We start from the raw sequence: 26633 nt of genomic DNA on the forward strand, positions 1-26633 counted from the left end.
ACACGCCTGTGACTGGAGAAAAAATTGTGAAAAGTGTTCCTTCTGTGACGAATGGGGGCTAGCGTCCTGCGTGGCCCGGGGGCGGACGTCGCTGACGACCGTCGCGCGGGCCGAGTCCACGACCGATTCCGAGCAGGAGGAGTGGCCACCGTGCGTGCGAGCGGAGCCGTCATTGCCCTCACGCTGATCCTCGCGGTGCCCCCGGCCGCGGGAGGCATGAGCGTTGCGTGGGCGGACGACCCCGACACCCCCCCGAGCCGGGCCGACGTGCGCGACGCCCGCGCCGCGGTCCGGGACCAGGCACGCAGTGTGGACGCCCTCCAGTCGGAGCTGCTCGCCGCCAACCAGCGGCTCCAGGAGTCCGCCGTCGCGGCGGCTCAGGCGAGCGAGGCGTGGAACGGCGCGCGGTACCGGCTCGAGCAGGCGCGGCGCGATGCGGCCGCCGCGGGAGAACGAGCCGGTATCGCGCGCGACGACGTGGACAGCCAGCGCCAGGCCTACACCGACGCGGTCGTCGACTCCTACCAGATGGCGCCGGAGCTCTCCGCGGTCGTGTCGATCGTGAAGTCCGACGGGGTCCAGTCCGTGGTCGAGCAGGCCACGACGCTCGCGCAGACGGAGTCGGCGATGGACACCCGGTACGACGGGTTCCGCGCGGCCTCCACGCTCGCCGACGTGGCCCACCAGCAGGCCACCGACGCCGAGGCCGAGGCGGCCCGGCTCCAGGTGGAGGCCCGCGAGGCCAAGGACGCGGCCGCGGCGGCGGCGGACGCTGCGGCACAGGAGGCCGACGCGATCGCCGACCGGAAGGCCGGGCTCATCGAGGAGCTCGCCCGGCTGCAGGACGTGAGCGTCGACATCGCCGAGGAGCGCCAGTCGGCACTGGAGGCGCAGGCGCTCGCAGAGGCGGCTGCCGAGCAGCAGGAGCGGCAGGAGGCCGCCGAGGCAGCGCAGGCGGCCGAGGAGCAGCAGGACCAGGCCCCCGCCCCCCAGCCTGACCCGGAGCCCGCCCCCGAGCCGGACCCGGAGCCCGCCCCGGCGCCTGCGCCGCCCCCCACTCCCGCCCCGCCGGCCCCCGGCGGCGGCGCCGGCGCGGCGATCGCCTTCGCCCGGGCCCAGCTCGGCGAGCCCTACCAGTGGGGCGCTGCCGGGCCCGACGCCTGGGACTGCTCCGGCCTCACGGCCGGCGCCTGGAACGCTGGCGGGAAGTACCTGCCCCACTACTCCGTGGCCCAGTACGAGCAGTCCACGCCGATCTCGGCAGGGGCGCTGCAGCCGGGCGACCTGGTCTTCTGGGGCTCCTCCAGCAGCCCCTCGTCGATCTACCACGTGGCGCTGTACGCCGGGAACGGCCAGATCATCCACGCGCCGCGCACCGGTCGGCCGGTGACCCAGGAGTCGATGTACTACTGGATCCCGCCGAACTTCCACGCCAGACCCTGATCGCGGCTACCCGGCAGTACGGTCGGGTCCATGGCCACCGACACCGCGGCGTCCGCTGACGCCGCCGACGAATCGCCGGGATACACCAGGCCGACCATCGACGTCGCCGAGCTGCGGCGGGTGCTCGACGGCCGCTACGCCGAGGTCCGCGACCTGGTCCGGACCAACCTCGTCGACCACGCATCGGTCCTGGAGGACGCTGAGACCATGGCGACCGACCGGTTCCGCGACCGGGTCCGCGACCTGCTCGTCACCATGGCCCGTACCGGCCAGACCGGCATGGGCTTCCCCGAGGAGTACGGCGGAGGCGGCGACATCGGCGCGTCCGTCGCGGCGTTCGAGACGCTCGCCTACGGCGACCTCTCGGTGCTGGTGAAGGCCGGGGTGCAGTTCGGGCTGTTCGGCGGCGCGATCCTCCAGCTCGGGACCGAGCGGCACCACGACGCGTACCTGCGTGACCTGATCACCGGGAACGTGCTGGGCTGCTTCGCCATGACCGAGGTGGGCCACGGCTCCAACGTGCAGGCGCTCGGCACCGTGGCCACCTACGACCCGGATGCCGAGGAGTTCGTCGTCACCACGACCGACCCGTCGGCGCGCAAGGACTGGATCGGCAACGCCGCGCGGCACGCCGAGCTCGCCGTGGTCTTCGCCCAGCTCGAGGTCGCCGGCGAGCGGCACGGCGTCCACGCCCTCGTCGTACCGCTGCGCCGCGACGGGCGAGTGCTCGACGGGATCACGATCGAGGACGACGGGCTCAAGATGGGGCTCAACGGCGTCGACAACGGCCGGATCACCTTCGACGGGGTGCGGGTGCCGCGCGAGAACCTGCTCAACCAGTTCGCCGACGTCACGCCCGACGGTCGCTACGAGAGCCCGATCGACAACCCGGACCGGCGGTTCTTCACGATGCTCGGCACGCTCGTGCAGGGACGGGTGTGCGTCGGCGGCGCGGGGATCAACGCGTCGAAGGTGGCGCTCACCCTCGCCGTCACGTACGCCGACCGGCGCCGGCAGTTCAACGCGACCTCCGAGGACCGGGAGGAGCTGCTGCTCGACTACGGCCTGCACCAGCGACGGCTGCTGCCGCTGCTCGCCCGGACGTGTGCGCTCCACTTCGCGCAGGAGGTCGTGGCCCAGGAGCTGCACGAGGTGTTCTCACGGACCGAGGCCCCCGAGGAGGGGGAGAACGACCACCGGCGGCGGGAGCTGGAGTCCCTCGCTGCGGGCGTCAAGGCGCTCGGCACCTGGCACGCGACCCGCACCATCCAGGAGTGCCGGGAGGCCTGCGGCGGCCAGGGCTACCGCGCGCTCAACCGGTTCGCCGCCCTGAAGGCCGACACCGACGTGTTCACGACGTTCGAGGGCGACAACCACGTGCTGCTCCAGCTGGTCGCCAAGGGGCTGCTCACCGACTACGCGAACGAGTTCGAGGACATGGACCAGTTCGCGATGGTCCGGTTCGTGGCCGGCGTGGCCGTGGAGACGGTCATCGAGCGGACGTCGGTCCACACACTGATCGAGCGCGTCCGCGACGTGCTGCCGGGTGGCGACGAGTGGGACCAGGAGGCCGGGCTGCTCGACCCCGACTACCACCGGATGATGCTGCGGTTCCGCGAGGAGCACATGCTCTCCGGGGTCGCGCGACGCCTCAAGCGCGGCATCGACGGCGGCCAGGACGCCGGTGAGGTGTTCTCCCGCGTCCAGGACCACGTGGTCGCCGCCGCCCGGGCGCACGTCGAGCGGCAGGTGCTCGACGCGTTCGTCGACAAGGTCGCCTCTCTCGAGGACGGCGACACCAAGGTCGCGCTCACCCTGCTCTGCGACCTGTTCGCGCTGTCGACGATCGAGGCCGACCGCGCCTGGTTCCTCGAGCACGGCCGCCTGTCCAGCCAGCGGTCCAAGGCGATCAGCCGCGAGGTCAACGGCCTGTGCCGCAAGGTCCGCCCGCTTGCCGGCGACCTGGTCGACGCCTTCGGCGTCCCTCCCGAGCTGCTCCGCTCCCCGGAGCTGGTGGGCTGACCTCACTCCGCGACCCGTCACTCGTGCAGCCTGGAAACCTGCCGAGCCGTCACTTGTGCTGGGTCGAACGTGCGTAGCTGACGGCTCGCGCGCTTCTGAACCTGCGCAGCTGACGGCTCGCGGGAGGTCAGTGGCCGCCGTTCTCCTGGAAGCGCTTGAAGGAGGCCTCGACCTCGGCCTCGGCCTCGGTGCGGCCGACCCAGTCGGCGCCCTCGACGGACTTGCCGGGCTCGAGGTCCTTGTAGACCTCGAAGAAGTGCTGGATCTCGAGCCGGTCGAACTTGGAGACGTGGTTGATGTCGCGCAGGTGCTCCAGGCGCGGGTCGTGGGTGGGGACGCAGAGAACCTTGTCGTCGCCGCCGGCCTCGTCGGTCATCCGGAACATGCCGATCGCGCGGCAGGCGATGAGGCAGCCGGGGAAGGTGGGCTGCTGCAGGATGACCATGGCGTCGAGCGGGTCGCCGTCCTGCCCCAGCGTGTCCTCGATGAATCCGTAGTCGGCGGGATACGCCGTCGACGTGAACAGCATCCGGTCGAGCCGGATCCGGCCGGTCACGTGGTCGACCTCGTACTTGTTGCGCTCCCCCTTGGGGATCTCCACCACCACGTCGAACTCGAGCACGCTCCCGCTCCTCCACCTCGTGTACGCCCGGGCGCGTCCGGGCCGAGGTCCAGTGTCGCGCACAATGGCCCCGACAGTGCACCCGGGAGGGCAGCCGGAAGGGGTCGTGGGTGACCAGACGTGACCGAAGCCACGAGGTGGGGCAGGCCTCGGGGCGTGGCCGCCTGCTCACCCGGTGGCTGCCGATCGTCCTGGTGGTCGTGCTGCTCGGTGGAGCGGTGGCGGCGTACCGGTTCGACCTCGGGGAGCGCTGGTTCGACACCGAGCCGCCGGACCCGGTCGAGGAGCCCGCGGCGGTGGCGCCGCCGGAGGGGCTGGAGGTGCCCGCGCTCGACCGGCCGGCGCCCGTGGCCGAGGAGGCGGACCAGGACATGCTCTCCCGCGCCGCCGTACGCCGCGCCCTCGCGCCCGGCCTGCGCGACCGCGACCTCGGCAAGTCGGTCCACGCCGCGGTCGCCCCGCTCGACGGTGGTCGGATGGTCTTCGAGACCGGGCAGCAGGCATTTGTCCCGGCCTCCTCGACCAAGGTGGTGACGGCGGCCGCGGCGCTGGCCGAGCTGGGCCCCGACCACCGGTTCACGACGACGGTCGTCGGCCGCCGTGGCGCACTGACGCTGGTGGGCGGAGGGGACCCGTTCCTCGTGAGCAAGCCGGCGCCCGCCGACGAGTGGCCGCCGCGGGCGAACCTGGTCGACCTGGCCCGGCAGACGGCGCAGTCGCTGCGGGAGGGGAAGTGGCGCAAGCCCGTCCGGCTCTCCTACGACGACTCGCTGTTCACGGGTCCCACGGACAACCCTGCCTGGCGGTCCGACTACGTCCCCGACGACATCGTGTCGCCGATCACCGCGCTCTGGGTCGACGAGGGCCTCGACCCGATCGGCTACGGCCGGCTCGCCGACCCCGCCGCCGGTGCCGCGGCCGCCTTCGCCGAGGCGCTGCGCGCCCAGGGGGTGCAGGTCACCGGCGCGGTCCGCGCCTCCCGGGCGCCGCGCCGCGCCGACGAGCTGGCCTCGGTGTCCAGCGCCCCGCTGTCCCAGGTCGCGGAGCGGGTCATCGAGATCAGCGACAACGAGGGGGCCGAGGTGCTCGCCCGCCACGTGGCCCTAGCCCGCGAGGAGGAGGCGTCCTTCGCCGGAGCCTCCCGGGCGGTGACCGGGTCCCTCGGCGACCTGGGGGTCCCGCTGGACGGGGTCCGGCTGTACGACGGCAGCGGGCTGTCGCGTGACAACCGGCTCACCGGTCCTGCGCTCGTGACCGTGCTCCAGGTGGCCGCGGAGCCGGACCGGCCGGACCTGCGGCCGCTCCTGACCGGCCTCCCCGTGGGCGGCTACACCGGCTCGCTCGCGACCCGCTTCGACACCGGGCCGCGGGCGGGGCTCGGCCGGGTCCGCGCGAAGACCGGGACGTTGACCGGAGTCCGGGCGCTGGCCGGTGTCGCGACCGACCAGGCGGGGACGCCGATGGCCTTCGTGCTGTCCGCCGACAGGATCCGGCTGGCCAGGACGGTCGACGCCGAGCAGCAGCTCGACGAGCTCGCCGAGGGCCTCGGTGCCTGCCGCTGCACGCGGTGAGCGTTGCGGTGCCCCGTAGGGTCGCCTGTATGAACTCGATGGTCGACTGGGACCTCGCAGCCGCCATCGGCTCCCGTCTCGCCGGGCAGGGTCCGGAGGTGACCGCCGACGAGGCCGCCGCCGCGGTGGCCGACCTCCGCGCCGCGGCCGACCGCTCCACGGGGCTGGTCCGCGACTTCACCGGGCTGGTGGCCGAGGAGCGCACCGCGCCGGTCCTCGTGGTCGACCGGGCCGGCTGGGTGCGGGCGAATGCCGACGCGTTCTCGACGATGCTCGCCCCGGTGGTGGCGAAGCTGGCCGAGAAGAAGGGAGAACCGACCGGCGTCGCCCGGGCGGTCGGGTCCCGCGTCACCGGCACCGAGGTCGGGCTGCTGCTCGGCTTCCTCGCCTCCAAGGTGCTCGGCCAGTTCGATCCCTTCCACGAGCCGACCGGTCGGCTGCTGCTGGTCGCCCCGAACGTCGTCCACGTGGAGCGCGAGTTGCGGGCCGACCCTGACGACTTCCGGCTCTGGGTGTGCCTCCACGAGGAGACCCACCGGGTCCAGTTCACCGCGGTCCCGTGGCTGCGCGACCACCTCTTCGCCCAGATCACGGCGCTGGCCGACACCGTCGACCCGGGCGGGCTGCTCGAGGACGGCGTCAAGCGGGTGTCGGAGGCGTTGCGCGGCAGCGGCACCGGCAGCGTGCTGGACGCGCTGAGCACCCCGGAGCAGAGGGAGATCCTCGACCGGGTCACCGGCGTGATGTCGCTGCTCGAGGGCCACGCCGACGTGGTCATGGACGGCGTGGGGCCCCGGGTCATCGGCTCGGTCGCGGAGATCCGGAAGAAGTTCGACCAGCGCCGCAAGGGCGTCGGTGTCCTCGACCGCTTCCTGCGTCGCATGCTCGGCCTCGACGCGAAGATGGCCCAGTACCGCGACGGCGCGACGTTCGTCCGCGGGGTCGTCGACAAGGTCGGGATGGCCGACTTCAACGCTGTCTGGGAGCGCCCCGAGAACCTCCCGTCGAAGGCCGAGATCGCGGCGCCCGAGACCTGGGTCTCCCGCGTCCTCTAGCCCGGTGACGCTCCCGCCCGCAGTCGCCGCGTGCCGTCGTGGCGTACGCCGGGCGCTGGCCGGCCTCGAGCCCGGCGACCGGGTCGTCGTGGCCTGCTCGGGCGGGGCCGACTCCCTCGCCCTGCTCGCCGCTGCCGTCCACGAGGCCCGCGACCTCGCCGTGCACGTGATCGGCGCCACCGTCGACCACGGGCTCCAGGACGGCTCGGCCGAGCGGGCCGAGCAGGTCGTGGCCGCGATGGCCTCGCTCGGCGCCGACGAGACGCTGTCGGCACGGGTGCGGGTCGAGGGCGGCGGACAGGGGCCGGAGGCCGCTGCCCGGCAGGCCCGCTACGCCGTGCTCGAGGAGGTCGCCGAGCGGACCGGCGCCCGACGGGTGCTGCTGGCCCACACCCTCGACGACCAGGCCGAGACGGTGCTGCTGGGCCTCACCCGGGGCAGCGGCGGGCGCTCGATCGCCGGCATGCGCCCGGCGTACGACGTGTTCGTCCGTCCCCTGCTCGACGTGCGCCGCTCCGGGACCGAGGCGGCCTGCCGCGCCGAGGGGATCGCCTGGTGGGACGACCCGCAGAACGACGATCCCCGCTTCACCCGCAACCGGGTGCGGCGGGAGGTGCTCCCCGTGCTCGAGCGCGAGCTGGGCCCGGGGGTCGCCGAGACCCTGGCCCGCACCGCCGCCCAGCTGCGGCCGGACATGGAGGCCCTGGACCGGATGGCCGAGGAGCAGCACGCCCGGCTGCGGACCGACGAGGGTCTCCCGCTCTCCCGGCTGCGCGACCTCGACGAGGCCGTCGCGTCCCGGGTGCTGCGGCTGGCCGCCGTGGCGGCCGGAGCCCGGCCCTCCGAGCTGTTCCACGTCCACGTCCGGGCGCTGGTCGACCTCGCCGCCGGCGAGGTGACCGGACAGGTGCAGCTGCCCGGCCACGTCACCGCGGTCCGGGAGGCCGGTCACCTGCGGTTCCGCCGTACGGCTGTGGAATCCTGACGCCATGGATGCCTCCCACGTGGAAGACGACCTCGTCAACGTCCTCTTCACGGAGGCCCAGATCAGGGAGCGGCTCGGCGACCTGGCCCGACAGATCGAGACCGACTACGACGGCCAGGACCTGCTGATCGTCGGCATCCTGCGCGGCGCGGTGATGGTGATGGCCGACCTGGCCCGCAGCTTCACCCGCCACCTCGAGATGGACTGGATGGCGATCTCCTCCTACGGCTCCGGCACCAAGTCCAGTGGCGTGGTCCGGATCCTCAAGGACCTCGACACCGACATCACCGGCCGCCACGTGCTGATCGTCGACGAGATCATCGACACCGGGCTGACCCTCTCGTGGCTGACCTCCAACCTGGAGTCGCGCGAGCCCGCCAGCGTCGAGATCTGCACCCTCCTCCGCAAGCCCGAGGCCCTCCAGATGCCGGTGCAGGTCAAGTACGTCGGCTGGGACATCCCCAACGAGTTCGTCGTCGGCTACGGCCTCGACTACCGCGAGCGGTACCGCAACCTGCGCGACATCGGCACCCTGGCCCCCCACGTCTACTCCTGACGGGTCGCCGCCTGCAGCGGTGCGGGGTTTCGAGGCTCAGGCCCGGGGGGCCTTCGCTCCTCAACCTCCGTGGATGGTGGCGGTGACCGCCGTCGGAGGTTGAGGTGCGGGGGTTTCGAGGCTCAGGCCCGGGGGGCCTTCGCTCCTCAACCTCCCTGGGTGGTGGCGGTGACCGCCGTCGGAGGTTGAGGTGCGAGGCGCGCCAGCGCCGAGCCTCGAAACCCCGGGAGGCCGGGCAGGGCCTGGACCACGGCGTTCATTGGGCAGCCGTTGGGGTTGCCTGCGAGAATGGTCGGTGCCGACGGCGGGTAGCGTCGTCGGTCCACGCAGCCCCTGAGCCCGAGAGAAGCATGTGAAGCGCATCCTGCTGAACCGCTGGGTCATCGGCATCCTCGCCGTGACCGGTGTCCTGCTCGCCCTCCAGTACCTCGTCCCGACCGGCGAGCACGAGGAGATCTCCACGTCCCGGATGATCGAGTACATCGAGTCCGGCCAGGTCCAGGAGATCAAGTTCATCGACGGCGACCAGGTCATCGAGGCCACGCTCGACGACGACGTCGAGCGCGAGGGCGGCAACGACGTCATGGCCTACTGGCTGACCGACACGCAGGCCGACATCGAGGCCCAGGTCGAGGAGCAGATCCAGGCCGGCGAGATCGAGAGCTACACGACCGAGATCGCCCGGCCCAGCGTCATCGGTTCGATCCTCGCGACGTTCCTGCCGATCGTGCTGATCGTGCTGGTGTTCCTGTGGCTGATGAACAACATGCAGGGCGGCGGCGGCCGGGGCGTGATGCAGTTCGCCAAGTCCAAGGCCAAGCTGATCTCGAAGGACATGCCGAAGTCGACGTTCACCGACGTCGCGGGCTGCGAGGAGGCCATCGAGGAGCTCGGCGAGATCAAGGAGTTCCTGCAGGAGCCGGCCAAGTTCCAGGCCGTGGGCGCGAAGATCCCGAAGGGCGTGCTGCTCTACGGCCCCCCCGGCACCGGCAAGACCCTGCTGGCCCGCGCGGTCGCCGGCGAGGCGGGCGTGCCGTTCTACTCCATCTCCGGCTCCGACTTCGTCGAGATGTTCGTCGGTGTCGGCGCGAGCCGCGTCCGCGACCTGTTCGAGCAGGCCAAGGAGAACGCGCCCGCGATCGTCTTCATCGACGAGATCGACGCCGTCGGCCGGCACCGCGGGGCCGGCATGGGCGGCGGCCACGACGAGCGCGAGCAGACCCTCAACCAGCTGCTGGTCGAGATGGACGGGTTCGACGTCCGCGGCGGCGTCATCCTGATCGCCGCGACCAACCGGCCCGACGTCCTCGACCCGGCGCTGCTGCGGCCCGGCCGCTTCGACCGCCAGATCCAGGTCGACGCGCCCGACCTCACCGGCCGCCACCAGATCCTCAAGGTCCACTCCCGCGGCAAGCCGATGGCGCAGGACCTCGACCTGATGAGCGTCGCCCGCCGTACGCCGGGCTTCACCGGCGCCGACCTGGCCAACGTGCTCAACGAGGCGGCCCTGCTGACCGCCCGCCAGAACAAGAAGCTGATCGACAACCCGGCCCTCGACGAGGCGATCGACCGGGTCATCGCGGGGCCGCAGCGTCGGACCCGGCTGATGAGCGAGCACGAGAAGCTGGTGACCGCCTACCACGAGGGTGGCCACGCCCTGGTCGCCGCCGCGCTGCCCGGGAGCGACCCGGTCCACAAGGTCACCATCCTGCCGCGGGGCCGCGCGCTCGGCTACACGATGGTGCTGCCCGACGAGGACAAGTACTCCCAGACCCGCAGCGAGCTGCTCGACAAGCTGGCCTACATGATGGGCGGCCGCGCCGCCGAGGAGATGGTCTTCCACGACGTCACCACCGGCGCGGGCAACGACATCGAGAAGGCCACCAACCTCGCCCGGGCGATGGTGACCCAGTACGGCATGACCGAGAAGCTGGGCGCGATCCGGCTGGGCGAGTCCAACTCCGAGCCGTTCCTCGGCCGCGACCTCGGCCACAGCCGCAACTACTCCGAGGACGTCGCCGCCAAGGTCGACCAGGAGACCAAGCTGCTGCTGGCGACCGCCCACCAGGAGGCGTTCGACATCCTCGAGGAGAACCGTGACGTCCTCGACGCCCTGGTCCTCGCCCTGCTCGACAAGGAGACCCTCGACAAGGAGCAGACGGCCGCGGTCTTCGAGCCGCTGCGCCGTCGTCCCCACCGTCCGGCCTGGACCGGGTCGCCCGACCGCAACCCGTCGGAGATCCCGCCGATCGAGATCCCCGAGGAGGTCCGCGAGCGGGCCCAGTCCAACGGCCAGCCGGTGCCCGACGAGGGCGACGGCGGGGTCGTGATCACGCCGCCCGGCGCCGGCGGCGACGTCCACGGTGACCCGGGCTTCGGGGGGCCGACCCCTCCTGAGCCACCTCGATGACGGACCCCGTGTCGCTGCCGGAGCGTGACCCGGACGAGGTCCCCGACTACGACCACGAGCGGGCCGAGGCCGCCGTGCGCGAGCTCCTGATCGCGATCGGCGAGGACCCCTCCCGCGAGGGGCTCCACGAGACACCGGCGCGGGTCGCCCGCGCGTACGCCGAGCTCACCAGCGGGCTGCGGATGCGCGCCGAGGACGTGTTGACGACGACGTTCGACATCGGCCACGACGAGATGGTCGTGGTCCGCGACATCGAGCTGTGGTCGATGTGCGAGCACCACCTGGTGCCGTTCACCGGGGTCGCCCACGTCGGCTACATCCCCGCGGAGAGCGGCAAGATCACCGGCCTATCCAAGCTGGCGCGGCTGGTCGACGTCTACGCCAAGCGGCCGCAGGTCCAGGAGCGGCTGACCTCCCAGGTCGCCGACGCGCTCATGGACATCCTCGAGGCGCGCGGGGTGATCGTGGTGATCGAGGCCGAGCACCTCTGCATGACGATGCGCGGGGTCCGCAAGGCCGGCTCGCGCACGATCACCTCCGCCATGCGCGGGATGCTGCGGGAGCCCGCGACCCGTGCCGAGGCGCTCGCCCTGATCCACGGCAGCCACGGCAGGTCGTGACGCCGTGCCTCTGCTGATGGGCGTCGTCAACGTCACTCCCGACTCCTTCAGCGACGGGGGCCGGTTCGTCGAGGCCGAGGCGGCCATCGACCACGGCCGTCGGCTGCTCGCCGAGGGGGCCGACATCGTCGACGTGGGCGGCGAGTCCACCCGGCCGGGAGCCACCCGGCCGCTGGTCGAGGAGGAGCTGTCGCGGGTCGTCCCCGTGATCACGACCCTGGCCGCGGAGGGCGCCGTCGTGTCGGTCGACACGATGCGCTCCGAGGTGGCGCGCGCCGCGATCGAGGCGGGCGCCGGCATCGTCAACGACGTCTCCGGCGGGCTGGCCGACCCTGCGATCCTCGACGTGGTCGCCGACTCGGGTGCGTCGTACGTCGCGATGCACTGGCGCGGCCACGCCGACCGGATGCAGTCGCTGGCCCACTACGACGAGCCGGGCGGTGTGGTCGCCGCCGTGGTGCGCGAGCTCGGCGAACGGGTCGAGGCTGCGCGGGTCGCCGGCATCCCCGACGACCGGCTGGTCCTCGACCCCGGACTGGGCTTCGCCAAGACGGCCTCCCACAACTGGGCTCTGGTCGCCGGTACCCCGCAGCTGCACGCCCTCGGATTCCCGCTGCTCGTGGGCGGCAGCCGCAAGTCCTTCCTCGGCAGCCTGCTGCCCGGCCCCGACGGGTCGCCCCGGCCCGTCGACGACCGCGAGGCCGCCAGCACCGCGCTGACCCTGCTGCTGGCGCAGCGGGGCGCGTGGGGGATCCGGGTCCACGACGTGCGCTCCAGTGCCGACGCCCTCGCCGTCCTCGCCCGGCTGGAGCAGGAGCGAGGAGGCGAGCCCCGTGACCGATGAGCTCTCCATCACCGGCATCGAGTGCTTCGGCCACCACGGGGTCTACGACCACGAGCGGCGGGACGGGCAGGTGTTCGTGGTCGACCTGACGCTGGGCGTGGACACCCGGGCGGCCGCGGCCAGCGACGACTTGCGGGACACCGTCGACTACGGGAGCCTCGTGGGACGAGTGAAGACCGTCGTCGAGTCGGATCCGGTCGATCTGATCGAGACCCTGGCCCGGCGGATCTCGGGCGTTGCCCTTTCGGACCATCGTGTTCAATGGGTACGGGTGACGGTGCACAAGCCGGATGCCCCGATCGAGGCGACGTTCGAGGACGTGGCACTGACGATCCTTCAGAAACGTGAGGACAGCCTGTGACCGAGACGCCGAACCCGAACATCATCGACGCCGACACCCTCACGGGGGAGATGCGGCCGATCCGGCGGGTCGTCGTGGCCCTGGGGTCCAACCTCGGTGACCGGATGGGGGCGCTCCAGGGAGCGGTCGACACCATCGCCGACACCCCCGACGTGTGGGTGACCTCGGTCTCCCCGGTCTACGAGACCGAACCCGTCGACGCCCCCGACGACTCACCGATGTTCCTGAACGCCGTCGTGCTGGCCGACACCACCCTGGCCGCCCACCGGCTCCTCGACCGTGCGCTCGCCGTCGAGGACGCCTACGACCGTGAGCGCAGCGAGGTCCGCAACGCGCCCCGTACCCTCGACGTCGACATCATCGTCGTGGGTGACCGCCGCGCCGACGACGACCAGCTCACCCTCCCGCACCCCCGGGCCCACGAGCGCGCGTTCGTGCTGCAGCCGTGGCACGACCTCGAGCCCGACGCCGAGATCCCCGGCGTGGGGTCGATCAAGGAGCTGCTCGACGGCCTCGACGGGTCCGGGATCACGCGCCGCGAGGACCTGGCGCTCGAGCTCCAGTGACGCAGGGTCCGTCCGACGAGGAACCGGACGGGCCACCGCCGGAGGGCCGGCTGCAGCCGACGTCCCCGGCCACCGTCGGGGGCTCGGTCATGGTCGGCCTGGTCGGCGGCTGGCTGCTGCACCCGGTGGTCGACCGGTTCGGGACCCCGCTGGTGGTGTCCTGGCTGCAGCCGATCGCGCTGTTCTTCGTGGGCGCGGTGCTGCTGGCGGCCGCGCTGGTCACCCACCGGACCCTCCACGTCCGGGGGGAGTACCTGGAGCCGCACCGCGCGGTCAACCGGCTGGTGCTCGCGCGGGCCTGCGTGGTCGTCGGCGGCCTGGTGGCCGGCGGGTACGCCGGCTACGCGCTGAGCTGGCTCGGCGTCCCGGGCGACGGGGCCGACCAGCGGATCGTCCGCTCGCTGGTGGCCGCCGCCGCCGGGGTGGTGATCGTCGTCGGGGCACTGCTCCTCGAACGAGCGTGTCGTGTCCGAAAACGCCACGAGGACCCCTAGTCTCGTGCTATGTCTTCCCCGACCGCACGTCGGCGGCAGCGCAGCACGCGCCTGACTGTCGCCGTTTTCCTGCTGACGTGCGCCGCGGTCCTCGTGACCGCGGCGTTCCTCGGTGACGTGGCCGCCCTCCAGGCCTTCGCTGCCGTGTCCTCCGTGGTGCTGGGCGCCACGGCCACCCGGATCACCCACACCGAGCTGGTCCAGTCGCGCCGCGAGGCTGCGCGCGACCGGGCCGAGCAGGCGATGGCCTACCGCGAGCTCACCGAGCAGCGCACGACCGAGCACCTCGCCTTCTCCCGCGCCATGCAGGCGCGGGCCGACCAGCAGGACCTCGCGCTCGCCGAGCTCGAGTCCGCGCTGGGCGAGGCCCAGCGGCGGGCGGCCGACGCGGTCCGCAAGTTCAACGCCGAGGCCCGCCGGGCCGAGCTGGCCGAGCAGGAGGGCCGCGAGGTCGGTACCCGCCTCGAGGAGGCCGAGGAGCGCGCGTCCGAGGCGGCGCTGCGGGTCTCCGAGCTCCAGCAGGAGCTCGAGGCGGTGCGGGCAGAGCTCGCGGCCTGGGAGTCCACCCCGCAGCGCATGCACGCCTGAGCAGCACCGAGTCGCACCGACGCCCCGCCGACCACCGGTCGGTGGGGCGTCGTACGTCGTGCGGCAGAATGTGCCGACGTGATCCCCGCGGCCAACCGGTTCGACAGTGACCTCGACGGCATCCTCGCGGATTCCGAGCACCTCCTCGACGGGTGGCGCGTGGCGGCGCCCGATCCGTCCGACCGGTTCACGATCGCACGGCTGACCGCGTTGCTCCGCGAGCACGAGCGCGCCGGCCGCGGGTGGGCCGGCGCCTCGGTCGACGACGTCCTGGTCGAGGTCTCCGAGGCCGGGCTGCGGATGCGCGAGAACGTCGTGGTGCGCGACCCCGACGGTGAGATCCGGGCGTGGGGCAGTGTCCACGACCGGGCCGAGGGGCGGATGCTGTTCGTCCACGTGGTCGAGCGCGGGCTGTCCGACGACCTGGCCGACGCCTGCGCCGGCCTGCTGTTCTCGTGGGCCGACGAGCAGGCCCGCTCGGTCGGAGCGGCCCGCGAGCTCGAGGTCCAGCAGATCGACACCGGTGCCTTCGCCGACGACGCCCGGCAGCACGACTGGCTCGAGCAGGCCGGGTTCCGGCGGGTCCGGACCTGGTTCCAGATGTCCCGCCCGGTGAGCCCCGACGACGCCGGGATGGTGCCCGACCCGGCCGGCTGGCAGCGCGGCGACGTCACGATCAGGCGGGTCCGGCGCCGTGACGAGGACGGGCTCCCCGACTCCGTCGACCTGCACGCCGTCCACCAGGTGCTCGAGCAGGCCTTCCGTGACCACTTCAACTCGTGGGAGGAGACCTTCGGTGAGTTCGTCCACCGGGTGCGGGAGGACCCCGGCCACCGGTGGGACCACTGGTGGCTGGCCGAGCTCGCCCACGAGGACCTCGACGGGATCGGGCCGATCCCGGTCGGCGCGCTGGTCGGCACCCACCTCGAGTCCAGCCGTGGCCGCGACGGGTCCTACGTCTCCTACATCGGGGTGCTCGACGACGCCCGCGGCCGGGGTGTGGCCAAGGCGCTGCTCCACACGATCATCGCCGACGCCGCAGCGCGCGGGCGGGACCGGGTCGGGCTCGAGGTCGACGCCGACTCCCCGACCGGCGCACGTGGTCTCTACGAGTCCCTCGGCTGGAAGACGTCGTACGTCACCGAGTCGTGGCACCGCGACGTGCCGGTCGCCTGACGTCCTCCGTCAGCCCCCGCCGCGGCGCCGCAGCAGCTCCTCCACGACCACCAGGTCCAGGCGGCTGGTGACCTTGAGCAGCGCCTCGTCGCCGTCGACCACCGCGACGGGTACGTCGGGCAGGTAGCGGTGCACGACCGAGCAGTCGTCGGTGGCGACGAACCCCGGGTCGGTGGCGGCCGCGGCGTACGCCCGGCGCAGCACGTCTGCGTGGAACCCCTGCGGTGTCTGGGCGCGCCTCAGCCCCTCGCGCGCGGGCACCCCACTGATCGTCCCGTCCGGACCGACCTCGAACACGGTGTCGGTCGACGGGATCACCGTGGCGACCGCCCCGTGCCCGGCCAGCGCGGCCAGGCAGTCGCTGACCACCCGGGCGGGGAGGAGCGGACGGGCCGCGTCGTGGAGCAGCAGCAGGCAGTCGGTGTCGCCGAGGTGGGCCAGCGCGGCGAGGGTGCTCGCCGTCCGCGTCTCGCCGCCCGCCAGCACCGCGGTCACCTTGGCGTACCCGGCCGCCACCGCCCGGGCGGCGTCGAGGTGGTCGGGCGCCATCACGACCAGCACCTCGTCGACGTCCGGATGGTCGTGGAGCGCGCGCAGCGCGTGCTCGAGCAGGGTGCGCCCCGCCACCTCGACCAGCTGCTTGGGTCGGTCCAGCCCGGTCCGCGTGCCGGTGCCCCCGGCGAGCAGCACGGCCACCCGCCGCCGGGGGGCCGGAGTCGCGTCCATGGCGGCATCCTCGCAGCACCGCGGCGTCCGGAGTCACGCACGTCACACCTCGCGACGGTTCCCAGCAGCGGGTGGCGCCGCGTAGATTTTCACTGATCCACCGGACACGCATCGTCTGGTACCCGCACCGGCCGCGACCGCGGATGTCGGCGGGACCGAAACGAGAGGTTCGCGAGATGAGCAGTCTTCCCGTGCGCGCCCCCCTGCGCATCGGCGTCGTCGGCGCCGGTCGCGTCGGGGCTGTGCTGGCCTCCGCCCTGCGCGCCGCCGGCCACCCGGTCGTCGCCGCCGCGGGGGAGTCCGATGCCTCCCGCGGCCGGATCGCCGCCCTGCTCCCCGGCGTCCCGGTGCGCAAGCCGTCGGCCGTGGCCCGGGCGTGCGACCTGCTCCTGCTCACCGTCCCCGACGACATGCTCGGCAACGCGGTCTCCATGCTGGCCGCCAGCGGCGCGCTGCGCGAGGGCCAGGTCGTGGCGCACACCTCGGGCCGGCACGGCCTGGCGGTGCTCGACCCGGCCACGGCCCTGGGGTGCCGGCCGATCGCGCTGCACCCCGCGATGACCTTCACGGGCACGGCGGTGGACCTCCCTCGGCTGGCGGGCTGCACCTACGGGGTCACCGTCGCCGACGGCGAGCACGGGCTCGCCGAGCAGCTGGTCTCCGACCTGGGTGGCCGCGCGGTCCGGGTGCCCGAGGAGCGTCGTGCCCTCTACCACGCGGGCCTGGCGCACGGCGCCAACCACCTGGTGACCCTGGTCAGCGAGGCCCTCGAGCTGCTGTCGTCCGCCGGGTTCGACGACCCCGGCGCGACCCTGCGCCCGCTGCTCGAGGCGGCCCTCGCCAACAGTCTCGGGCAGGGCGACTCGGCGCTCACCGGCCCCGTGGTGCGCGGAGACGTCGAGACCGTGCGGGCCCACGTCGCCGAGCTGGCCGCCCAGGCCCCCGACTCGTTGCCGTCGTACATCGCCCTGGCGCGCGCCACGCTCGACCGGGTCGTCACCGACGGGCGGGTGCTGCCCATCCGGGCCGCGGCGATCCGCCGGGTGCTCGACGCCGCCGACGCCGGCGACCAGCTCCCGCACCCGCAGCCGTGACCCCTCCCCTGGCGGTGGCGTCGGACCGCCACGAGCTCGGCCTCCGGCTCGCCGACGCCCGTCGGGCCGGTGCGGCGGTCGCGTTCGTCCCCACGATGGGGGCGCTGCACGCCGGCCACGCCTGCCTCGTCCGCGCCGCCCGGGACCGCGTCGGCCCCGAGGGACGGGTGGTCGTCTCGATCTTCGTGAACCCGCTCCAGTTCGGTCCTGGTGAGGACCTGGAGCGCTACCCGCGATCCTTCGACGCCGACCTCGCGGTGTGCGCTCGCGAGGGCGCCGACGTCGTCTACGCGCCGCGGGTCGACGACGTCTACCCGGGCGGCCAGCCCGCGGTGAACGTCTCGCCCGGCCCGCTCGGCGAGGTGCTCGAGGGCGCGGTCCGTCCCGGGCACTTCCGGGGGGTCCTCACGGTCGTGGCCAAGCTGTTCGGGCTGGTGCGACCCGACGTCGCGGTGTTCGGGGAGAAGGACTACCAGCAGTTGGTCCTCGTGCGCCGGATGGTCGCGGACCTCTGCCTGGGGGTGGAGGTCGTCGGCGTCGAGACCCAGCGAGAGCCCGACGGCCTCGCGCTCTCGTCCCGCAACCGTTACCTCGACCCGGAGCAGCGGCAGCGGGCATCGGCCCTGATCCGGGTCCTGGAGGCCGGCCGGTCGGCGCAGGAGCGCGGCCGCGACGCGGTGCTCGGCAGCGCCCGGGTCGAGCTGCGGCGCGCCCACGGCCTGGACCTCGACTACCTGGTCGTCACCGACGCCGACCTCGGCGACCTGCCCGCGGCGCCACCGCCGGGGACGGCGGGGCGGCTGCTGGCCGCCGTACGGGTCGGCGGCACCCGCCTGATCGACAACCTGCCGCTCACCCTCGGCGGGACCCCCACCGGAGGAGACCGCTGATGCTGCGGACCACGATGACGAGCAGGATCCACCGGGCCGCGGCGCCGCGGCCCGGCTGGTCCACCCGGGGGAGGTGGTGATCCTGATCGGCCACGGCCAGATGGACGCGGCGGAGGCTCGGGAGCCGCAGCCACGGGTGGTCCTCCTCGACGCCGACGACCGCATCGTGGGCACCGGCTCCGATCCCGCCGAGACCAACGGTTCGGCGCTGCTGACCCGCGGTGACATCATCCTCGGGTGATCGCCTCGCGCCTGGCCGCGCCGGAGCCCGGCTGGACGACCCGCGCCGACGTGGTCGTCGTCGGGTCCGGCATCGCCGGCCTGACCGCCGCGCTGCGGCTCTACGGCCAGGTCGGGCGGATCCTCGTCGTGACCAAGGACGTCCTCGACGCCGGGTCCACGCAGTGGGCCCAGGGCGGCATCGCCGCCGCCCTCGGGCCCGGCGACACCCCCGCCCAGCACGAGCGGGACACCCTGGTCGCCGGTGCCGGGGCGTGCGACCGGGAGGCGGTGCGGGTCCTCGTGCACGAGGGGCCCGAGGCGGTGCGCGAGCTGATCAGCTGGGGCGCGGTCTTCGACCAGCAGGACGGCGTGCTGTCGCTGACCCGCGAGGGCGGGCACCACCGCGACCGGATCGCCCACGCGGGCGGCGACGCGACCGGTGCGGAGATCCAGCGCGCCCTGATCGCGGCCGTGGACCGGGCGCCCGAGATCGAGGTCATCCAGCACGCGCTCGCCGTCGACCTGGTCCCCGCCGCCGACGGCGGCGTCGCCGGCGTGACCCTGCACGTGCTCGGCGAGGGCCAGGTCGACGGGGTGGGCCGGGTGCTGTGCCGGGCCGTCGTGCTGGCCAGCGGCGGGCTCGGGCAGGTCTTCTCCCAGACGACCAACCCGGCCGTCGCCACCGGCGACGGGATGGCGCTCGCGCTGCGGGCCGGGGCCACGCTGCGCGACCTGGAGTTCGTCCAGTTCCACCCGACCGTGATGTGGCTCGGGGAGCAGTCGCAGGGCCAGCAGCCGCTGATCTCCGAGGCGGTGCGCGGCGAGGGTGCGGTCCTGGTCGACGGGGAGGGACGCCGGATCATGGAAGGGGTCCACCCCCTCGAGGACCTGGCGCCCCGCGACGTGGTCGCCAAGGCGATCACCCGCCGGATGCACGAGACGGGGATGCCGCACGTGTGGCTCGACGCCCGCCACCTGGGCCCGGCGTTCTGGGAGCGCCGGTTCCCGACCATCCTGGCGACGGCGCGCTCCCACGGCGTCGACCCGGTCACCGAGCTGGTCCCGGTGGCGCCGGCCCAGCATTACGCGTCGGGCGGCGTCGCGACCGATCTCTGGGGACGGGCGGACGTGGCGGGCCTCTACGCGACCGGCGAGGTCGCCTGCTCCGGCGTGCACGGCGCGAACCGGCTGGCCTCCAACTCCCTGCTCGAGGGCCTGGTCTTCTCCCGCCGGATCGCCGAGGTGCTGCCCGGGGAGCTGCGCCCCTGGTCGGAGCCGGTCGCCGACCGGCGGGCGGCCGGCCTGGTGCCCGGCGCCGTACGACGGCGGCTGCAGGAGGTGATGACCGACCGGGTCGGCGTGCTGCGCTCGGAGAAGGGGCTCGACTCCGCCCTCGCCGACCTCGACGTGCTGGCCGAGGAGGTGGGCCACGAGCCGGGACCGGACGCCTGGGAGGCCACCAACCTGGTCACGGTCAGCCGGGCCCTGGCGGCTGCGGCGTCGCTCCGTGAGGAGACCCGCGGCTCCCACTGGCGCGACGACCACCCGGACCGCGACGACGCCGCCTGGGCGGGACACGTCGACCTGGTGCTCGCGCACGGCGTCCCGTCGGCCACCTTCCATCCCGCGCCAGCCACCGACGGAGGTGCCGCATGACCAGCCTCGCCGACGCCCCGCCCGCCCTGCTCGACGAGCTGACGGCTGCGGGCCTGGACACCGGGGAGGTCTGGGACCTGCTGTGCCGGGCGTTCGCCGAGGACCTCCCCGACGGCGGAGCGGACGCGACGAGCGTCGCGACCATCGCGCCCGAGGCCCGGGCCGTCGGCCAGCTCAACGCCCGCGAACCGGGGGTCGTCGCCGGCCTCGGCATCGCCGTGCTCGCCTTCCACGCCACCTGCGGGACGGACCTCGAGGTCACCGGCCGCGTGCCCGACGGCACGCGGGTCGAGGCCGCCGACACCGTCATGGGTGTCACCGGACCGGCCCGCGGGCTGCTGACCGCCGAGCGCACCGCCCTGAACCTGGCCAGCCACCTCTCGGGCGTCGCCACCGCCACCGCGCACTGGGTGGCCGCGGTCGAGGGCACCCGCGCCCGGGTCCTCGACACCCGCAAGACGCTCCCCGGCCTGCGCGCCCTCCAGAAGTACGCCGTCCGCTGCGGTGGGGGAGTCAACCACCGGTTCGGGCTGGCGGACATGGCGATGGTCAAGGACAACCACGTGGTCGCGGCCGGCGGCGTGGTCCCGGCGTACCGGGCGGTGCGCGAGCGGTTCCCGGACCTGCCCGTCGAGGTCGAGGTGACCGACCTCGAGCAGCTGCGCGCCCTGTTGGCGGTCGGCTGCGACCGGATCCTGCTCGACAACATGGCCCCGGAGCTGATGCGCGAGGCGGTGACGCTCACGGACGGACGGGCCACCCTGGAGGCCTCGGGCGGGCTGACCCTGGACCGCGCCCGGACGGTGGCCGAGACCGGCGTCGACTTCATCTCCGTGGGGGCGCTCACCCACTCGGTCACGGTCTTCGACCTCGGCCTGGACCTGCGGGAGGAGTGAGGATGGCCGGTCCGATCCTCGCCGCCGACATCGGGAACAGCCACACCGCCCTCGGCGTCGTCGACGACGGCACCGTGGTCGCCGAGTGGCGGGTCGCCACCGTCGAGGGACGGACCGCCGACGAGTGGGCCGTGCTGCTGCGCGGGCTGCTCGCCGAGCGTCTGGCCGAGGTCACGGGCATCGCGGTCTGCGCGACCGTCCCCGCCGTGCTCCACGAGTGGCGCGACATGCTGGCGCGCCACTTCGACGAGCTGCCCCACCTCGTCGTCGAGCCGGGCGTGCGGACCGGGGTGCCGGTGCGCACCGACAACCCGCGCGAGGTCGGCACCGACCGGATCCTCAACGCGCTCGCCGCGGCGACCGACGTCGGAGGCCCGGCCGTCGTGGTCGACTTCGGTGGCACCGCGACGACGTTCGACGTCGTCGACGAGGCCGGCCGCTATGTCGGCGGGGCCATCTCGCCCGGGATCGAATTGTCGCTGGACGCGCTCGGACACCGCGGGGCGCAATTGCGCAAGGTGGAATTGGCGAAACCCTCCCGCGTGATCGCCCGCAACACCGTCGAGGCGCTCCAGTCGGGAATGGTGTTCGGCGTGGCCAGCCAGGTCGACGGCCTGGTCGCGCGCACGGTGGACGAGCTCGGCGCCGAGCGTGACGTACGCGTGATCGCCACCGGGCCGCTCGCCCCGCTGGTGGCCGGGGAGTGCCGGTGCTTCACCGACCACCTGCCCGGCCTCACCCTGCGCGGCCTGGAGATCGCCTTTCGACGGAATCGGTGAATTCGTCCCGCTATTCCGCGTCCCGAATTCACGGGATTTCCCTCGAATGCCCCTTTCTGCCATGCTGCTCTGGCTATTCCACAATTCGCGACGGCTCCCCACGGGAAACGTTCCAGAGAGGCAACACCACACATGGCGCAGAAAGTGAACATCGTCCTCGTCGACGACATCGACGGCAGCGACGCCTCGGAGACCGTGGCCTTCGGGCTCGACGGCACCTCCTACGAGATCGACCTCAACGACAAGAACGCCGCGAAGCTGCGCGACGCCCTCGCGAGCTACGTCGGCCACGCGCGCAAGGTGAGCACCCGCGGCCGTCGTACCCGCTCCAGCGTCGCCGCCTCCGGCCCGAGTGCCCGCGAGCTGCGCGAGTGGGCCCGCTCCAACGGCTTCGAGGTCTCCGACCGGGGCCGGGTGCCCGCGGAGGTGCGTGAGGCCTTCGACGCCCGAGGCAAGTAGAGCGCGAGGAACGAGCGCGCTGCGTCGGCCGAGGGGGTTGAGCGAGCCCACGACCGAGGAACGAGGTCGTGACGGCGCGTCGAAACACCGGTGAGCCGGAAGCAGACCGCCACCACGTTCGCTCTCGGCGTACGGGCGTGAGCCTCTGGCGGGAACGCGTAGGCTGTCTTCGGGGTTGAACCTGACGTTGCGGTCCGCCGGGGAGCGGGCCGGCCCCCGAGGCAACAGGAGCGATACGCATGTTCGAACGGTTCACCGACCGGGCCCGTCGGGTGGTCGTGCTGGCGCAGGAAGAGGCCCGCATGCTCTCCCACAACTACATCGGGACCGAGCACATCCTGCTCGGCCTGATCCACGAGGGCGAGGGCGTCGCAGCCAAGGCTCTGGAGAGCCTGGACATCTCCCTCGAGGCCGTGCGCGCCCAGGTCGAGGAGACCATCGGCCAGGGCCAGCAGGCCCCGAGCGGCCACATCCCCTTCACGCCGCGCGCCAAGAAGGTGCTGGAGCTGTCCCTGCGCGAGGCGCTGCAGCTCGGGCACTCCTACATCGGCACCGAGCACATCCTGCTCGGCCTGATCCGGGAGGGGGAGGGCGTCGCCGCCCAGGTGCTGCAGAAGCTCGGCGCCGACCTCAACCGGGTCCGCCAACAGGTCATCCAGCTGCTCTCGGGCTTCCAGGGCAAGGAGTCCGCGGCCACCGCGTCCGCCTCCGGGGCCCCGTCGGAGCAGCAGTCCTCCTCGCTGGTCCTCGACCAGTTCGGGCGCAACCTGACCCAGGACGCCCGTGAGGGCAAGCTCGACCCGGTCATCGGGCGCGAGCAGGAGATCGAGCGGGTCATGCAGATCCTGTCCCGCCGGACCAAGAACAACCCGGTCCTCATCGGCGAGCCCGGCGTCGGCAAGACCACGATCGTCGAGGGCCTGGCCCAGGACATCGTGCGCGGCAACGTCCCGGAGACCCTGAAGGACAAGCAGATCTACACCCTCGACCTCGGCGCGCTCGTCGCCGGGTCGCGCTACCGCGGCGACTTCGAGGAGCGCCTGAAGAAGGTGCTCAAGGAGATCCGCACCCGCGGCGACATCGTGCTCTTCATCGACGAGATCCACACCCTCGTCGGCGCCGGTGCCGCCGAGGGCGCGATCGACGCCGCCAGCATCCTCAAGCCGATGCTGGCCCGCGGCGAGCTGCAGACCATCGGCGCCACCACCCTCGACGAGTACCGCAAGTACCTCGAGAAGGACGCCGCGCTGGAGCGCCGCTTCCAGCCGATCCAGGTGGCCGAGCCGTCCATCGCCCACACCATCGAGATGCTCAAGGGTCTGCGCGACCGCTACGAGGCCCACCACCGGGTCACGATCACCGACGAGGCGCTGGTCTCGGCGGCGACCCTCGCCGACCGCTACATCTCCGACCGGTTCCTGCCGGACAAGGCGATCGACCTGATCGACGAGGCCGGCTCGCGGCTGCGGATCCGCCGGATGACCGCACCCGCCGACCTCCGCGAGTACGACGACAAGATCGCCGACGTCCGGCAGCGCAAGGAGGGCGCGATCGACGGTCAGGACTTCGAGGCCGCGGCGCGGCTCCGTGACGAGGAGAAGCAGCTCATCGCCCGCAAGTCCGAGCGTGAGAAGCAGTGGCGCGCCGGCGACATGGACGAGGTCGCCGAGGTCGACGAGGAGCTGATCGCCGAGGTCCTCGCCGTGGCGACGGGCATCCCGATCGTGAAGCTCTCCGAGGAGGAGTCGACGCGACTGCTGAAGATGGAGGACGAGCTCCACAAGCGGGTCATCGGCCAGGACGAGGCTGTCAAGGCGCTCAGCCGGGCGATCCGCCGTACCCGCGCCGGCCTGAAGGACCCGAAGCGTCCCGGCGGCTCGTTCATCTTCGCCGGCCCGTCCGGCGTCGGGAAGACGTGGCTGTCCAAGTCCCTCGCCGAGTTCCTCTTCGGCGACGAGGACGCGCTGATCCAGCTCGACATGAGCGAGTTCGGCGAGAAGCACACCGTCTCGCGGCTGTTCGGCTCGCCTCCGGGCTACGTCGGTTACGAGGAGGGCGGCCAGCTCACCGAGAAGGTGCGCCGCAAGCCGTTCTCGGTCGTGCTCTTCGACGAGGTCGAGAAGGCGCACCCCGACATCTTCAACAGCCTGCTGCAGATCCTGGAGGAAGGTCGGCTCACCGACTCCCAGGGCCGGGTGGTCGACTTCAAGAACTGCGTCATCATCATGACCACCAACCTCGGCACCCGCGACATCGCCAAGGGGCTCAACCTGGGCTTCCAGCAGGCCGGGGACGCTGCGGGCTCCTACGAGCGGATGAAGAACAAGGTGTCGGAGGAGCTCAAGCAGCACTTCCGGCCCGAGTTCCTCAACCGGGTCGACGAGGTCATCGTGTTCCCGCCGCTGTCGCAGGAGCAGATCATCTCGATGGTCGACAACATGATCGTCGCCGTCGAGACCCGGCTGAAGGACCGCGACATGAAGATCGAGCTCACGCAGGCGGCGAAGAACCTGCTCGCGGAGCGCGGCTTCGACCCGGTCCTCGGTGCCCGCCCGCTCCGGCGGACGGTGCAGCGCGAGATCGAGGACGTCCTCGCCGAGAAGATGCTGTACGGCGAGGTCGGACCCGGTCAGATCGTGCTGGTCGACGTCGACGGCGAGGGACCCGACGCGGGCTTCTCGTTCCACGGCCAGAAGATGGGTGACCTGCCCGACCTGCCGCCGTTCGAGACCGCTGACGTCGACGCCGGGGCGTCCGGCGAGACGCCCGCCGACGGGCCGGACGACACCGACAGCGGGTCCGACGTGCCCAAGTCGGGCGGGTCCGACGAGTAGGACCTAGGGGAGCTCGAAGCCGTCGCCGGCGGGCACCAGCAGCCCGTCGGCGATCAGGCTCTCGAGGCAGCGCTCCCGCTGGACCGGCTCGTCCCACGCCTGCTCCAGCCGGCGGCGCGGTACCGCTCCCTCGGCGTCGCGGACGACCCCGAGGAGCCGGCCCCGGCACTGCCGGTCGGTGCCGGCCCAGGCCTGGCCGCGCCGCGGCGGACCGTCGTACGCCGGGTGGCCGGCCGCCCGCCAGGCGCACCGGGTCGCCAACGGGCAGGCCCCGCAGCGGGGCCGCTGGGCGGTGCACACGAGCGCGCCGAGCTCCATCACGGCGACCGACCAGGTCGCCGCGTCCGAGGCGTCCTCGGGGAGCAACGCCGCGGCTCGTTCCCGCTCGCTGCGGCTGACCGAGGCGGGCGGGTGCTCCACCCCGTCGAGGACCCGTGCGTGGACCCGGCGGACGTTGGTGTCGAGCACCGGGTGCCGCCGCCGGTGCGCGAACACCGCGACCGCGGACGCGGTGTAGTCGCCGACGCCCGGCAGCGCCAGCAGGTCCGCGTGGTCGGCCGGCACCTCGCCGCCGTGACGCTCCACGATGACCACGGCTGCGGCGTGCAGCCGGAGCGCGCGCCGCGGGTAGCCCAGGCGGTCCCACATCCGCACCGCCTCGCCGGCAGGCTCGGTCGCGAGGTCGACGGGACGCGGCCAGCGCTCCAGCCAGCGCTCGTGCACGGGCAGCACCCGCGCGACCGGCGTCTGCTGGAGCATGAACTCGCTGACCATGACCGACCACGGGGTCGCCGACGGCGAGCGCCACGGCAGGTCGCGCGCGTGCTCGTCGTACCACCGAAGCAGCGGTGCGTGCAGGTCGTCCATCGGTGACGATCGTAGGAGCGTCCGGGCGTGGCACCACCGTCCGGGCGCCCGCGCTCTCTAGCGTGGCCCTCATGACCGCGCTGACCCGCGGACCACTGCCCGCCCGCGTCTACTGGCGCCGCCGGCTGGTGCTCGTCCTCGTCGTGCTCGGGCTGGTCGTCGGTGCGGCACGGCTGATGGGGCTCGGCGCCGATGCTCCCCAGGCGGACCCGCCCCGGGCGACGCAGGTCGCCGCCGACCCCTCCGACGAGACCGACCAGCCCACCGTCACCGCGGACGACACCCCCAGCGAGACCCGGACGGCGGAGCCCGCGCCGCGCCAGGAGAAGCAGGAGAAGAACCAGCAGCGCGACCCCGAGCCGGTGCTCGCGGAGCCCGAGGGCGTCTGTGCCGACCGCGACGTGGCCGTCACGCCGACGGCGCGTGCGCCGGTGGCCGGCGGCCCGGTGACCTTCACCCTCGAGCTGCGCTCCATCACCAGCCCCGCCTGCACCTGGCAGGTGTCGCCGTCGACGGTGACGGTGAAGCTCACCTCGGGCGACGACGACATCTGGAGCAGCCAGGACTGCCCACGGGCGATCCCGACCGAGGACGTCGTCCTCCGCAGCACGGTCGGCACCGAGGTCGAGGTGACCTGGTCAGGTCGCCGGTCCGACGACGAGTGCTCGACGCTGACCGACTGGGCGCTGCCGGGCTGGTACTACATCGACGCGGCGGCGCTCGCCGGTGAGCCGTCCGACCTGCACTTCGAGCTGGAGAAGCCCGAGCCCGAGGTGGTCACGAAGAAGGCGAAGCCGCAGAAGAAGCAGGACGACGAGCAGCAGCGCGACGCGGGCGGGCAGGCGGAGGGACGACAGGGCGACCAGCGCGGGCAGCGGGACCGCGCGGACGGCTGAG

The 26633-nt window shown here is 73.1% G+C and carries 25 protein-coding genes and 1 pseudogene; 23 read left to right on the top strand and 3 right to left on the bottom strand.

Features of this window, described 5'->3' with window-relative positions; all coding sequences use genetic code 11:
* The first annotated feature begins 150 nt into the window (after positions 1-150).
* The gene (locus tag ACQ1X7_RS01255; RefSeq protein WP_432476327.1) at positions 151-1443 is read left to right on the top strand and encodes a C40 family peptidase; all 1293 of its coding nucleotides are present in this window, start codon (positions 151-153) and stop codon (positions 1441-1443) included.
* Between the two features lie 30 nt (positions 1444-1473).
* Entirely contained in the window at positions 1474-3465 is a 1992-nt protein-coding gene (locus ACQ1X7_RS01260) for an acyl-CoA dehydrogenase (RefSeq protein ID WP_432476328.1), read from the top strand.
* Between the two features lie 127 nt (positions 3466-3592).
* On the opposite strand, the gene ACQ1X7_RS01265 is transcribed toward ACQ1X7_RS01260, so the two are convergent.
* Complete coding sequence (locus ACQ1X7_RS01265; RefSeq protein WP_432476329.1) at positions 3593-4087, bottom strand: inorganic diphosphatase; 495 nt, start codon at positions 4085-4087, stop codon at positions 3593-3595.
* A 110-nt stretch (positions 4088-4197) separates the two neighbouring features.
* On the opposite strand from ACQ1X7_RS01265, the gene dacB reads away from it, so the two are divergent.
* The 12 genes from dacB to ACQ1X7_RS01325 all read left to right on the top strand — a co-directional run bounded on the left by dacB (position 4198) and on the right by ACQ1X7_RS01325 (position 15313).
* Complete coding sequence (gene dacB, locus ACQ1X7_RS01270; RefSeq protein ID WP_432476330.1) at positions 4198-5658, top strand: D-alanyl-D-alanine carboxypeptidase/D-alanyl-D-alanine endopeptidase; 1461 nt, start codon at positions 4198-4200, stop codon at positions 5656-5658.
* Positions 5659-5687: 29 nt separating this feature from the next.
* Positions 5688-6713, top strand: coding sequence for a zinc-dependent metalloprotease (locus ACQ1X7_RS01275; protein WP_432476331.1), 1026 nt, complete (start codon positions 5688-5690; stop codon positions 6711-6713).
* Positions 6714-6717: 4 nt separating this feature from the next.
* Positions 6718-7698, top strand: coding sequence for a tRNA lysidine(34) synthetase TilS (gene tilS, locus ACQ1X7_RS01280; protein ID WP_432476332.1), 981 nt, complete (start codon positions 6718-6720; stop codon positions 7696-7698).
* Between the two features lie 4 nt (positions 7699-7702).
* Complete coding sequence (hpt, locus tag ACQ1X7_RS01285; protein ID WP_432476333.1) at positions 7703-8254, top strand: hypoxanthine phosphoribosyltransferase; 552 nt, start codon at positions 7703-7705, stop codon at positions 8252-8254.
* A gap of 352 nt (positions 8255-8606) precedes the next feature.
* The gene (ftsH, locus tag ACQ1X7_RS01290) at positions 8607-10664 is read left to right on the top strand and encodes an ATP-dependent zinc metalloprotease FtsH (RefSeq protein WP_432476334.1); all 2058 of its coding nucleotides are present in this window, start codon (positions 8607-8609) and stop codon (positions 10662-10664) included.
* Positions 10661-11284, top strand: coding sequence for a GTP cyclohydrolase I FolE (folE, locus tag ACQ1X7_RS01295; RefSeq protein ID WP_432476335.1), 624 nt, complete (start codon positions 10661-10663; stop codon positions 11282-11284). Before ftsH ends, folE begins: the two co-directional genes overlap by 4 nt.
* A 4-nt stretch (positions 11285-11288) precedes the next feature.
* Positions 11289-12128: a dihydropteroate synthase gene (gene folP, locus ACQ1X7_RS01300; RefSeq protein ID WP_432476336.1), complete on the top strand. Its 840-nt coding sequence runs from the start codon at positions 11289-11291 to the stop codon at positions 12126-12128.
* Positions 12118-12489, top strand: a complete 372-nt coding sequence (gene folB / locus ACQ1X7_RS01305) for a dihydroneopterin aldolase (protein WP_432476337.1) — start codon at positions 12118-12120, stop codon at positions 12487-12489. The genes folP and folB overlap by 11 nt, the downstream gene beginning before the upstream one ends.
* The gene (folK, locus tag ACQ1X7_RS01310) at positions 12486-13055 is read left to right on the top strand and encodes a 2-amino-4-hydroxy-6-hydroxymethyldihydropteridine diphosphokinase (protein ID WP_432476338.1); all 570 of its coding nucleotides are present in this window, start codon (positions 12486-12488) and stop codon (positions 13053-13055) included. Before folB ends, folK begins: the two co-directional genes overlap by 4 nt.
* Complete coding sequence (locus ACQ1X7_RS01315) at positions 13052-13549, top strand: DUF3180 domain-containing protein (protein WP_432476339.1); 498 nt, start codon at positions 13052-13054, stop codon at positions 13547-13549. The genes folK and ACQ1X7_RS01315 overlap by 4 nt, the downstream gene beginning before the upstream one ends.
* Positions 13550-13558: 9 nt before the next feature.
* Positions 13559-14137 (top strand): hypothetical protein, encoded by a 579-nt coding sequence (locus ACQ1X7_RS01320; RefSeq protein WP_432476340.1) that lies wholly within the window; start codon positions 13559-13561, stop codon positions 14135-14137.
* Positions 14138-14215: 78 nt separating this feature from the next.
* On the top strand, positions 14216-15313 hold the full coding sequence (locus ACQ1X7_RS01325) for a GNAT family N-acetyltransferase (RefSeq protein WP_432476341.1): 1098 nt from the start codon (positions 14216-14218) through the stop codon (positions 15311-15313).
* Between the two features lie 9 nt (positions 15314-15322).
* Here ACQ1X7_RS01325 and ispD read toward each other — a convergent pair whose 3' ends face one another.
* Positions 15323-16039, bottom strand: a complete 717-nt coding sequence (gene ispD / locus ACQ1X7_RS01330; protein WP_432476342.1) for a 2-C-methyl-D-erythritol 4-phosphate cytidylyltransferase — start codon at positions 16037-16039, stop codon at positions 15323-15325.
* Between the two features lie 176 nt (positions 16040-16215).
* Between ispD and ACQ1X7_RS01335 the strand changes: the two genes are divergently transcribed.
* The 8 genes and pseudogenes from ACQ1X7_RS01335 (at position 16216) to ACQ1X7_RS01370 (ending at position 24869) form a co-directional block, all read left to right on the top strand.
* Positions 16216-17133 carry a Rossmann-like and DUF2520 domain-containing protein gene (locus ACQ1X7_RS01335; RefSeq protein WP_432476343.1) on the top strand — a complete coding sequence of 306 codons (918 nt, stop codon included), beginning with the start codon at positions 16216-16218 and terminating at the stop codon, positions 17131-17133.
* A complete protein-coding gene (gene panC / locus ACQ1X7_RS01340) occupies positions 17130-18023 on the top strand; it encodes a pantoate--beta-alanine ligase (RefSeq protein WP_432476344.1) in 894 nt (297 codons plus the stop codon). Before ACQ1X7_RS01335 ends, panC begins: the two co-directional genes overlap by 4 nt.
* A 49-nt stretch (positions 18024-18072) precedes the next feature.
* Positions 18073-18264: pseudogene (locus ACQ1X7_RS01345) on the top strand (aspartate 1-decarboxylase); the annotation flags it as partial.
* Positions 18261-19901, top strand: a complete 1641-nt coding sequence (locus ACQ1X7_RS01350) for an L-aspartate oxidase (RefSeq protein WP_432476345.1) — start codon at positions 18261-18263, stop codon at positions 19899-19901. The pseudogene ACQ1X7_RS01345 and the gene ACQ1X7_RS01350, both read left to right, overlap by 4 nt.
* Positions 19898-20797 (top strand): carboxylating nicotinate-nucleotide diphosphorylase, encoded by a 900-nt coding sequence (gene nadC / locus ACQ1X7_RS01355; RefSeq protein ID WP_432476346.1) that lies wholly within the window; start codon positions 19898-19900, stop codon positions 20795-20797. Before ACQ1X7_RS01350 ends, nadC begins: the two co-directional genes overlap by 4 nt.
* Before the next feature lie 2 nt (positions 20798-20799).
* Positions 20800-21576: a type III pantothenate kinase gene (locus ACQ1X7_RS01360; RefSeq protein ID WP_432476347.1), complete on the top strand. Its 777-nt coding sequence runs from the start codon at positions 20800-20802 to the stop codon at positions 21574-21576.
* 132 nt (positions 21577-21708) lie between these two features.
* Positions 21709-22035, top strand: a complete 327-nt coding sequence (locus ACQ1X7_RS01365) for a histone-like nucleoid-structuring protein Lsr2 (RefSeq protein ID WP_432476348.1) — start codon at positions 21709-21711, stop codon at positions 22033-22035.
* Between the two features lie 239 nt (positions 22036-22274).
* Positions 22275-24869 (top strand): ATP-dependent Clp protease ATP-binding subunit, encoded by a 2595-nt coding sequence (locus ACQ1X7_RS01370; protein ID WP_432476349.1) that lies wholly within the window; start codon positions 22275-22277, stop codon positions 24867-24869.
* 3 nt (positions 24870-24872) lie between these two features.
* On the opposite strand, the gene ACQ1X7_RS01375 is transcribed toward ACQ1X7_RS01370, so the two are convergent.
* Entirely contained in the window at positions 24873-25736 is an 864-nt protein-coding gene (locus ACQ1X7_RS01375; protein WP_432476350.1) for an A/G-specific adenine glycosylase, read from the bottom strand.
* Between the two features lie 71 nt (positions 25737-25807).
* Between ACQ1X7_RS01375 and ACQ1X7_RS01380 the strand changes: the two genes are divergently transcribed.
* Positions 25808-26632: a hypothetical protein gene (locus ACQ1X7_RS01380; protein ID WP_432476351.1), complete on the top strand. Its 825-nt coding sequence runs from the start codon at positions 25808-25810 to the stop codon at positions 26630-26632.
* Position 26633 lies beyond the last annotated feature (1 nt).

Origin of the sequence: Nocardioides sp. GXQ0305, assembly GCF_050880345.1 — a bacterium.
Lineage (GTDB): Bacteria > Actinomycetota > Actinomycetes > Propionibacteriales > Nocardioidaceae > Nocardioides.

Bases quoted from the DNA above. Each gene is read 5' to 3' on its own strand.
- ACQ1X7_RS01260 (WP_432476328.1), top strand. From the start codon at position 1,474: ATGGCCACCGACACCGCGGCGTCCGCTGACGCCGCCGACGAATCGCCG.
- ACQ1X7_RS01275 (WP_432476331.1), top strand. From the start codon at position 5,688: ATGAACTCGATGGTCGACTGGGACCTCGCAGCCGCCATCGGCTCCCGT.
- hpt (WP_432476333.1), top strand. From the start codon at position 7,703: ATGGATGCCTCCCACGTGGAAGACGACCTCGTCAACGTCCTCTTCACG.
- folE (WP_432476335.1), top strand. From the start codon at position 10,661: ATGACGGACCCCGTGTCGCTGCCGGAGCGTGACCCGGACGAGGTCCCC.
- ACQ1X7_RS01320 (WP_432476340.1), top strand. From the start codon at position 13,559: ATGTCTTCCCCGACCGCACGTCGGCGGCAGCGCAGCACGCGCCTGACT.
- ispD (WP_432476342.1), bottom strand. From the start codon at position 16,039: ATGGACGCGACTCCGGCCCCCCGGCGGCGGGTGGCCGTGCTGCTCGCC.
- ACQ1X7_RS01335 (WP_432476343.1), top strand. From the start codon at position 16,216: ATGAGCAGTCTTCCCGTGCGCGCCCCCCTGCGCATCGGCGTCGTCGGC.
- nadC (WP_432476346.1), top strand. From the start codon at position 19,898: ATGACCAGCCTCGCCGACGCCCCGCCCGCCCTGCTCGACGAGCTGACG.
- ACQ1X7_RS01360 (WP_432476347.1), top strand. From the start codon at position 20,800: ATGGCCGGTCCGATCCTCGCCGCCGACATCGGGAACAGCCACACCGCC.
- ACQ1X7_RS01365 (WP_432476348.1), top strand. From the start codon at position 21,709: ATGGCGCAGAAAGTGAACATCGTCCTCGTCGACGACATCGACGGCAGC.
- ACQ1X7_RS01370 (WP_432476349.1), top strand. From the start codon at position 22,275: ATGTTCGAACGGTTCACCGACCGGGCCCGTCGGGTGGTCGTGCTGGCG.
- ACQ1X7_RS01375 (WP_432476350.1), bottom strand. From the start codon at position 25,736: ATGGACGACCTGCACGCACCGCTGCTTCGGTGGTACGACGAGCACGCG.
- ACQ1X7_RS01380 (WP_432476351.1), top strand. From the start codon at position 25,808: ATGACCGCGCTGACCCGCGGACCACTGCCCGCCCGCGTCTACTGGCGC.